Origin of the sequence: Rubritalea sp., assembly GCF_039830215.1 — a bacterium.
GTDB lineage: Bacteria > Verrucomicrobiota > Verrucomicrobiia > Verrucomicrobiales > Akkermansiaceae > Rubritalea.
The window spans coordinates 1-6,977 of sequence record NZ_JBDOPO010000343.1; the positions used below are offsets into that span (position 1 = coordinate 1).

3 protein-coding genes are annotated in these 6,977 nt (G+C 48.7%); 1 reads left to right on the forward strand and 2 read right to left on the reverse strand.

Annotation, left to right across the window (positions count from 1 at the left end; all coding sequences use genetic code 11):
- A partial coding sequence (gene ftsH / locus ABGY95_RS11545; RefSeq protein WP_347441835.1) for an ATP-dependent zinc metalloprotease FtsH occupies nucleotides 1-2,393 on the reverse strand: 2,393 nt, incomplete at its 3' end.
- A 140-nt stretch (nucleotides 2,394-2,533) separates the two neighbouring features.
- Here ftsH and ABGY95_RS11550 point away from each other — a divergent pair.
- Nucleotides 2,534-6,067 (forward strand): ATP-binding cassette domain-containing protein, encoded by a 3,534-nt coding sequence (locus ABGY95_RS11550; protein WP_347441836.1) that lies wholly within the window; start codon nucleotides 2,534-2,536, stop codon nucleotides 6,065-6,067.
- A 59-nt stretch (nucleotides 6,068-6,126) separates the two neighbouring features.
- On the opposite strand, the gene ABGY95_RS11555 is transcribed toward ABGY95_RS11550, so the two are convergent.
- Nucleotides 6,127-6,876 (reverse strand): DUF481 domain-containing protein, encoded by a 750-nt coding sequence (locus tag ABGY95_RS11555; RefSeq protein ID WP_347441837.1) that lies wholly within the window; start codon nucleotides 6,874-6,876, stop codon nucleotides 6,127-6,129.
- Nucleotides 6,877-6,977 lie beyond the last annotated feature (101 nt).

The window sequence follows — 6,977 nt, forward strand, 5'->3', positions numbered from 1 at the left end:
TCATCTTCAGAATCTTCAACAGCCTTCTTTGTTACTGGACCATCAATTGATGGAGCCATTGGCGGCTCGGGTGGAGTTGGAGCGCTTGGTGGATTTTCCATTTCCCCCTTAAGAAGGAGGTCATTAATTTGATCACCATTGAGAGTTTCGAATTCGATGAGCGACTCTGCTATGAGGTTGAGCGCCTCACGGTGCGCTGTGAGCATTTCAACAGCACGCTGGTAGGCATCATCTATGAGTGTCTTAATTTCGAAGTCGATCTTGCGAGCCGTCTCCTCGGAGTAGCTCTTACCTTCATTGGGCACAAACATCTCAGTTGTACTATCACTACCATATTCCACCATTCCGAGTTCTTCACTCATTCCCCACTCACATACCATTTTACGGGCAATACTGGTAGCCTGCCGAATGTCTCCCATGGCTCCATTAGTTGGGTTACCAAAGACAAGTTCTTCAGCCACGCGCCCACCCATTGCAACACAGAGTTGGTCAATGAGCTCAGCGCGACGATAGCTAAACTTTTCTTCTTTTGGTAGGAACATTGCCATTCCAAGGGATGGACCACGAGGAATGATGGTCACCTTATGCAGTGAATCTGTGTGCTCACAAAGGAGGTTAAGAATCGCATGTCCAGCTTCGTGATACGCGGTGTTTTCCTTTTCTTTATCGGAAAGAGCAAGGGAACGACGCTCACGGCCCCAACGGACTTTATCGCGAGCTTCTTCCATCTCTGCGAGAGAGATTTCCTTCTTTCCGAGACGAGCAGCCATAAGTGCCGCTTCGTTGATCAGGTTCGCCAACTCAGCTCCGGAGAAACCAGGGGTTCCTCTCGCTACTGTACCAAGGTCAGTATTGGCAGCCATTTTCACACGCTTAGCGTGGACTTTAAGGATTTGCTCACGACCAAGCACGTCAGGAAGTGAAACGCGCACTTGACGATCGAAACGACCCGGACGAAGAAGTGCTGGGTCGAGCACGTCTGGGCGGTTTGTAGCTGCGATGATAATCACCCCAGAGCGAGCATCAAATCCATCCATCTCCACAAGGAGAGCGTTGAGAGTTTGCTCACGCTCATCGTGCCCACCACCCATACCGTGACCGCGGTGGCGCCCAACAGCATCGATCTCATCAATAAAGACAATACAAGGTGAGTTCTTCTTCCCTTGTTCAAACATGTCGCGGACTCGACTAGCACCGACTCCTACGAACATCTCTACGAAATCTGAACCACTGATTGAGAAAAATGGGACATCGGCTTCACCTGCGATCGCACGTGCTAGGAGAGTCTTTCCGGTACCAGGAGAACCCACCATCAGTACCCCTTTAGGGATGTTGGCTCCGAGCTTTTCAAATTTTTTAGGTGATTTAAGAAAGTCTACGATCTCGTAAAGCTCTTCTTTTGCCTCGTGGATTCCTGCTACATCTTTGAAGGTCACGCGGTTCTTATCCATCGCAAGCAACTTAGCTTTTGATTTACCGAAATTCATCGCACCCTTACCTGCGTTCTTCATCTGGAAGCGGAAGAGGAAAAAGAGCACACCTACAATCAAGAGAATCGGAAGAATCTGAATCAAGATGTAGCCCATTGTATTGCTCTCTGGGCTAGTTCTGGCGGATTCTAAAATAGAGCGCTCAGCTTCGGTGATCGCGAACAAGTTTACCTCCACGCTGAAGGGAACAAATTTCGCCACGGTTTTATCCTTAGGCAAAGCAGGCCAAGTCTTGTGGACACCCTCGAGCACAGCATCATTGCCATTCGCCATCTTGTAGAGCTTTAGGGAGCTTTCACCAGCAAGATCAACCTCATCGAGAGCGATCCACTTTCGCAATTCTTTGAGCGTTATATTAGTGGAGTCGACAGCAGTGGAAAGCTCAGGCACCACAATCAACGGCACATTGTACTCACTACGTAAACGATCGACTGCGCGTTCATCTAAGCTTGTGTCGATCGCGACTCTGAAGTTCTTGAGAGTGGGGGCTGCTTTCAGATCACGGTATTCAGTGACATCGATCCAGCCCTTCACTTGGCCTGAAGTTGTTGAATCTTTAGTCACAAACTTGAGACTGCTATCAGGCGAGAGCTTGTAGAGTTCTTTTAGTTTGTTGATATACTCACGCTTATTTTCTCCAGTTTTATCCTCGATATCTTTGACTCCTGGAAGAGTTGCCGGATCGAGTAGTACTTGTTCACGCTCGAGAGCTTTCCTAAACTCAGCAAAGTCGATCTTCTTGTCCTCTCCTTGGAGATTACTAAAATACGCTACGACCAGCACACCCAATGCGAGCGTGAACAGAATCATAACTCTCCAATTCGGTCCCTTAGCCGGAGGTATTTGGCCATTATGGAGGTTTTTCTGCTCCGGATTTTTTTCAGGTGGGCGTTGTTCTGACATAGTAAATTAAAGGGTATGGGCCGTCTGACTTAGATGCGACCCAGAATGGTTTCGCGAAAAGGTAGTACGGGTTTCAGAAAAATAAATCCTTTTTTCTGTCGGCTTGCCATTGGTTAGATTTAGGGGCACCATATCACACAGTGAAACTGACTCCGCAAGAAAGTGACAGTAAAGGAAAATCACGATTTTTCAAGTCTCCAGCGCTGATAAAAGGCTGGACCCGTAAGCCCCCGCAAGGCGAGCCCTTGGCGGCATTCCTCGTCGAAGTCTTTGCCGCATTTGTCTCACTGGACGGCAGAGTGGATACAACCGAGGCAGAGGTAGCTCTAGATTTATTACGTCACGCCTTCCCAGAAGCCGACCACCATTGGTTAGCACGCCGCTTACAAAAGGCATTACGCTCCCCTCAGAGCACAGTTTCTCTGGCCAATAAGCTGAAGGTTCAACTAGAGTCCGAGAGTATCGTTTCACTTGGGATTCAGCTTTACCTGCTCGTCGAGGCCTCATCTAGACGAGATAGAGGGAAACGTGCTTTTCTCGATTTCTTTCAACAACTCGACGGACACGACCTCGGAGAAATCATTCTTGAAGAATTCGAAGATGGCTACAATGGCAGCAAAAAACTTCCATTCACGCGTTTAATTTTCTCATCTACTGATTCAGCCGACGTTCAACTTCCTGAGTCGACTGACAACTATGCCTTCCGCGTATACCAATCCGGCGAAGTGATGATTGCCCGCAATACTGGTGATCAATCTCTCTGGCTAAGTGGAGCAAGCATCGTTCCAGGAGGCATCATCCGCATGCGCTCTCACCAGCGGATTATGTTGCCCAGCTGGACACTATCCTACAACGACCTAAACTTCTTCCTCAACTACAAGCGGACCCTCCAGCCGCGCACACTCTTCATCAATGAATCTGCCAATGGCCTGATAGCGGAGCGCAGCAGGACGCGCTTATCAACCATCCGTATCGACTTTGGCACCAATGCAGAGATCACTGCGATCCGCCCCACCCAGATCAAGGCCGGCGACGAAGAATTGGTCGCCAACCAAACTATTCACCGCAATTTCCACGACACCCTAAGCTTAGGAACGGGTTCGGTAGTTGATCTAGAAAGCATCCGTAACCAGGCGCTTGAAGCGGGTGTGCGATTCCGACTCAGCAGAGAAAAGCAGACATGTCTGGTCTCAAATGACCCCTCAGTTATAGGCAAAGGCGATCTACTAATGTCACCGAACCTTGCTGGAAAGATCACACTCAAAATTTCTTACGATCCTTCCACCTCTGTCGGTGAATTAGAAATCATCGAGTCCGAACGGACATTGCTAATGAATAATCAGGCTGTACGTACTGGCACTATCCTGATGGACGGTTCAGTCATTCGTCTTAGTGCTAGTCAAGCTGTGCGTTGCAGATTTTCTGAAGGGCTGATTGACGAAGAGCGAACAGTCATCCAGGAGCTTCACCTCGATGGGATCAGCCACCGCTTCACCCGTCACGTGACCGCCCTTGATAATGTTAACTTTAAGATCATGCGTGGAGAAATGCTTTGCATCATGGGTCCTTCTGGTTGCGGGAAATCGACCTTACTAGCGACCATAGCCGGCCAACTCAAGCCTGATCGTGGCCATGTCCGCTTCAATGGCATCTCGCTCTATAACCATCGCTCTAGGCTGGCCCCCTTTATCACCTTCATGCCGCAAGAGGAGGCTCTCAACCCTCACCTCACAGTGCGCGAGCATTTGATGCACGCCTGCACCATTCGTCGCCCCCACCTCGCCAGCCCAGAGCACTCACGCCGGGTCAATAGTATCCTGGCCGAACTCGCACTAGAGCCTCTCGCCGACCGGAAAGTCGGATCAGCTGGCGACAAGACTATTTCTGGTGGAGAACGTGGCAGGCTCAATCTAGGCCTAGACTTAGGGTCGGCCGCAGAAATATTTCTTTTTGACGAGCCAATCTCCGGCCTTTCCTCTAAAGATTCTGAACACGTGGCTGAATCTCTTCGCGCATTGGCACGTGATAAAATAGTCATTGCATCACTGCATCGTCCCGGAGCCTCAGTGCTATCACTTTTTGACAAGGTCTTGCTGCTCGATAAAGAAGGGAAAGTTGCCTACTTCGGCAGCCCTATAGAAATGGGCCGCTACTTTGAAGAGGCCAGCCAAGAATTTAACATCCCGACTTTGAACAGAACCGATGGAGCTACAGGCTTCTTCAACGGGGCCGATTACGTATTTGACGTGCTAGAAACTCCACTGCACGGATCGGCAGGATTCAACGAGTCCTCTTCCTTTGCTCGACGTTTTCCTCCTACTTTTTGGCAAGAGCGCCTTGAAAGCCATCGTCTGATCCAGAAAGTTGCCGAATTGGATAACCAAGTCCAAACTCAACTAGGCGATATGGCTAGAGCTGAAGACAACATGCCAATTCCGGTTCCCCGTCCACGTCGCCCGCAAGACTACTGGAGACTCTTCCGCACCCACCTCAAGAGATCGGTTTTGGCCAAATTCCGCAATCGAGGAACATTCTATTGCACAATTCTTGAAGCCCCTTTGCTTGCCTTCCTCATTGCCCTCACCCTTCGCGCCTCAGCTGATGGAAAATACGAATTTTCCAGCGGCTTGCACATCGTCACTTATCTCTTTTTGTCCGTGACAGTCGCCATGTTTTTAGGGCTCACAAATAGCGCTACTGAGATATTACGGGACCTACCCGTACTTCGTCGCGAGCGCAATACGCGCTATGGCACTGGCCTTTATGTCTCAGCGAAATGCACCACACTCTCGCTCCTTGCCTGCCTCCAATGCGCCATTTATGTATCGATCGGCCACTACTTTCTGGAGATCAAAGAAATGTGGTTCACTCACTGGCTTTGGATGAGTACCACCGCGATCACAGGCACAGCCATGGCTATGCTGATTTCCACTATCGTCAAAAATGAACGTGCAGCTCTATCTTCGATACCTCTTTTATTAGTTCCGCAGCTTCTGCTCGCAGGTGCACTAGTCCCGTTCAGTGAAATGAACCGTGGACTCTTTGTTGGCGGGGATGAAGCGCGTGAAAATGGAGCAGAGCCTGTACCCGCAATGTTCATGCCGCTGCGGTACTCCTTCGAAGGCATCATTCTAGCTCAGGCCACAGAAAACCCCTTCGAAAAAGAACGTAGGCGTATCCAAGAACGCATTGAAACGATAAGACCAAAAATCATCCCTGTCGATGACTCGAAAGACGAAAATTTTGCTACCGACGCTGAAGCCGAGCGGATCAAGATTCTAACAACTGGTCTCACAAGGCTTTATGCGGCCGAGGCTACAGACCAGGATAAAGCGGCCGCACTCTCCCATGAAATCGCCGATGTTGCCCTCCATGGGAGTATGGATCAACTCGAAGCCATGGAAATTTTCATTGGTAATGAAAACGAATCTGAGCCCGTTGAGTCGTTCTTTCAGAATACGCGAACCGAGTTACTGGTGCGTCGCGCAGAAATCAACAGAGTCGACATGCGGGCAGAACAGGACAGATCACTTTTCCTAGCTGAATGGAAATTCTGGTTTGACTACAAGCTCACCTCGACCTTTTGGTGTAAGTCAGTTTTAGCCTCAGTCTCACTATTCAGCCTCATCGCTGCGACCTCCGTCGTCACTCGCTGGAATCGTAAAGTCAGCTAGTAAAAAAGGCGACACCACAATGGGCGTCGCCTTTCAGATAAATCAGTAAATAGCAGTGACTAGAACTTATAAGAAAGCCCAGTGATAAACTTGATATCGTTCTTCTCTTTACCGACAGCAGGCAAGCTCTCATAGCGGTCCTCAAAACTCACTTTGAAAACTATAGTTTCCGTAATTTTAGTTTCTAGTCCCATTTCAAATTCGATGCGGTAGTCGTCAAGGTGGTCAAGTCTAGGCGCAAATGATAGATCCTGGTAAAACTTGGCATTTTCATTGATTTTATGCTCAAAGTGCTGATCAAACAAACCGTTAAGGTAAGTCGTATTCCCTAACCCTTTGTCCTCAGTGGTGATGCCTAGACCTAACTCTGTCGTGAAGGTTGTCGTTTCTGTATCAACCCAGTAATACCCGTATGTGACACCTGCTGAAAACCTGTAATCAATATCCGCAAAGCTATCGCGCCGGGCATCCATACGGAGTCCCAAAAAATTCTTTCCTGAATAGGCATGCTTCCAAGTCGCTTTTCCTAGAATTTCATCTTGAGTTGCCTCGGCATCCTCTTCGCCATATTTATAGCTGGCACTTGCGAAGTAAGCATCTGGCCCATCCTTCTTTTCGGTCTGCAATCCAAAACGCAGCAATAGGTTATCGGTGTTTCCCTTTGATAAGCTAAGCCCCAAATCCACAGCACTTACCCATTGATTTTTCTCTTCCACGAGCTCTTCCTCAGCCATCACCGGAACTACTGCTAGCGCGCCTGTGAAAAGGGCAGACATTAAATACCTTTGTTTCATTACAAGTCGTTTCATGCTTTTATTTTTCGAGAACGCAGAGACTAGCGATAAACTTTCATATGTCACGCCCGATCTGCAGCACCAAAAGATCAAAAGATCAAAAGATCAAAAAAACT